This window comes from Clostridium sp. KLE 1755 (genome assembly GCF_000466465.2).
Lineage (GTDB): Bacteria > Bacillota > Clostridia > Lachnospirales > Lachnospiraceae > Eisenbergiella > Eisenbergiella porci.
The window spans coordinates 1-2,479 of record NZ_KE992750.1; the positions used below are offsets into that span (position 1 = coordinate 1).

Here is a 2,479-nt window from a genome sequence, read left to right on the forward strand (position 1 = left end):
GTCCGGCCCCCAAAACAGAGACGGGATGGCTCGCAGCGCTCTACGTATTATGGCTCATGCGGTAAATTTTATTGTTGTATTTATTGTTGTAATAGAATATAGAGTAACTGTTCAGCAGGAAAGCGGTTTGCGCTGATCGTAAGAAAGGGATTCAGGAGGGCTAAAATATGTCGCCAAAGGAGATTTGGGATGGATTTTAGCTGTAATTGTGAGGGGCAGCGGATAGTTACGAAATAGAAAGGAAAAGGGCGTTGAAATGGAACGTTGAAAAAAATCCTCTGTGGCCTGGGCGGCACGGAGGATTTTTTGTAGTGTTGTATTGGAATATAGGTTTTTTTAGGATTTTACGATTTTGTTGTATTTAATGGTGAAGTAGAATTGGATGAGGGTGCTGATGAGGACGAAAATCAGGTCCCAGCCGGTGATGAAGTAGATCCATTGTTTTGCGGTTTGGAACCAGGGGGTCTGTTCGAAGAATTTGCCGCCGAAAAAGATGAAGAGGAGGAAAAGGACGGCTATGAAGAGGAAGGTCAGTCTCCATTTATTGGCTTTGTCTACTTTTGCCCTGGCGGCGGTGAGTTTTTGTTTTTTTTCTTCGGTCATGGTTTTCTCTTTCTTATTTTGTGGTGATTACTTTTTTGAGTTCATCCATAAAGGTGTTGATGTCTTTGAATTCCCTGTATACGGAGGCAAAACGGACGTAGGCAACGGCATCCAGGCTTTTGAGTCTGTCCATTACCAGTTCGCCTATGACCTGGCTGGGGATTTCTTTTTCTTCCTTGTTAAAGATCTCTGTTTCCACTTCGTCTACCAGGCGTGTGATCTGGTTGGCGCTGACGGGTCTTTTGTGGCAGGCGCGGAGTACGCCGGCTTCTATTTTGGATCGGTCGTAGGTTTCCCTGTTGTTGTCTTTTTTGATGACTATGAGGGGAATGGTTTCTATCTTTTCGTAGGTGGTGAAGCGTTTGCCGCATTCATCGCATACGCGGCGTCTTCTGATGGAGTTGTTTTCATCAGCAGGTCTGGAGTCGATGACTCTTGTGTTGTCGTGGCCGCAAAATGGACATTTCATAATTTAAACCTCCGAATGCCCGCAAAAAGGCACTTTATTTTTACTTATTATAACGAAGGTTTGGTTTTATGTCAACTTAGGAACTGGTGTTCGGATATTGTGCGCAGGAACAGCGTTTTTGGGCGCAAAAAAAGACGGGCATGGGTGTTTTTTGTCCGTCTTTTTTCAGCCGGGTTATTCCGGCAAATCTACAATTATAATATCGGGGCCGATCTGCTTGATATCGTTGTAGCAGATTACATGATCCGTGTCACAGGAAAAAAAGGATTTCCATTTGGCTCCGCCGGGTACGATCAGTTTGCAGATGCAGCCGCTGCACTGGTCGAATTCAAAATCCGTCACATGTCCCAGCTTTCTGCAGTCTCTGAGATTTATGACTTCCTTGCATTTCAGCTCTGAAAAAAGCATATCCGTCTCCCTGTCCGCTTGGCGCGTGGTCTTTTACTGTTATTATATGCTTTTTCATTTTTTCGGTCACAGTTTTCAATCGGGCGGTTTTCAGGCGCTGAGGTAATTTTTCATCACCTTGAGGGCGTTTTTTTCAAGCCTTGACACCTGGGCCTGGGAAATGCCGATGATTTCCGCTACCTCCATCTGGGTTTTCCCTTCGAAAAAGCGGAGGGAAATGATTTCATATTCTCTGTCGTTCAGTTTTTTCATGGCTTCACTGAGGGAAAGGTGCTCCACCCAGGTTTCTTCTTTATTTTTTTTATCGCTGATCTGATCCATGACATAGAGGGTGTCGCCGCCGTCGGTGTAGACCGGCTCATAAAGGCTCATGGGATTCTGGATGGCGTCCAGGGCGTACACAACGTCTTCCTTGGGAATCCCGATTTCCGTTGCCACTTCGGCAATGGTGGGTTCCTTCTGGTTTTGCTTCATGAGGTTTTCTTTTGCGTAAATTGCCTTGTAAGCCGTGTCCTTCAGTGATCTGCTCACACGAATGGCGTTGTTGTCTCTCAGGAATCTCCGGATTTCCCCGATAATCATGGGAACCGCATAGGTACTGAATTTCACGTTCAGCGTGGAGTCAAAGTTGTCAATGGCCTTGATCAGTCCGATACAGCCTATCTGGAACAGATCGTCCACATTTTCATTGCTGTTGGAAAACCGTTTGATCACGCTGAGCACCAGCCGCAGGTTTCCTTTGATATACTGCTGTCTGGCTTCCTCATCCCCTTCTTTTATCCGCTCAAACAGCTGCGTTTTTTCTTCATTGGTAAGCACCGTAAGCTTTGAAGTATTTACCCCGCATATTTCCACCTTATTCAGTGCCATTGCCGAATCCTCCTGCTCTCATTTTCTACTAAAGAGAATTCTCACAATTCCTGCCAATTATACCATGTAAAAAATACAAAATATGGAAGAGGGGGAGGAGTCTGAGGGTTCGGGGGCAGGGGACAGGGC

Annotated in this window: 4 protein-coding genes; 1 reads left to right on the forward strand and 3 read right to left on the reverse strand. The window is 45.7% G+C overall.

Features of this window, described 5'->3' with window-relative positions:
- Positions 1-378 precede the first annotated feature (378 nt).
- Entirely contained in the window at positions 379-630 is a 252-nt protein-coding gene (locus HMPREF1548_RS29665) for a hypothetical protein (protein WP_147332410.1), read from the forward strand.
- Here the strand turns inward: HMPREF1548_RS29665 and nrdR are convergent.
- The 3 genes from nrdR to sigG all read right to left on the reverse strand — a co-directional run bounded on the left by nrdR (position 617) and on the right by sigG (position 2,350).
- Positions 617-1,072 carry a transcriptional regulator NrdR gene (nrdR, locus tag HMPREF1548_RS22355; RefSeq protein ID WP_021638899.1) on the reverse strand — a complete coding sequence of 152 codons (456 nt, stop codon included), beginning with the start codon at positions 1,070-1,072 and terminating at the stop codon, positions 617-619. The genes HMPREF1548_RS29665 and nrdR overlap by 14 nt on opposite strands.
- 174 nt (positions 1,073-1,246) lie before the next feature.
- Positions 1,247-1,480 carry a YlmC/YmxH family sporulation protein gene (locus HMPREF1548_RS22360; protein WP_021638900.1) on the reverse strand — a complete coding sequence of 78 codons (234 nt, stop codon included), beginning with the start codon at positions 1,478-1,480 and terminating at the stop codon, positions 1,247-1,249.
- A gap of 90 nt (positions 1,481-1,570) precedes the next feature.
- Positions 1,571-2,350: an RNA polymerase sporulation sigma factor SigG gene (gene sigG, locus HMPREF1548_RS22365; RefSeq protein ID WP_021638901.1), complete on the reverse strand. Its 780-nt coding sequence runs from the start codon at positions 2,348-2,350 to the stop codon at positions 1,571-1,573.
- Between the last annotated feature and the right edge of the window lie 129 nt (positions 2,351-2,479).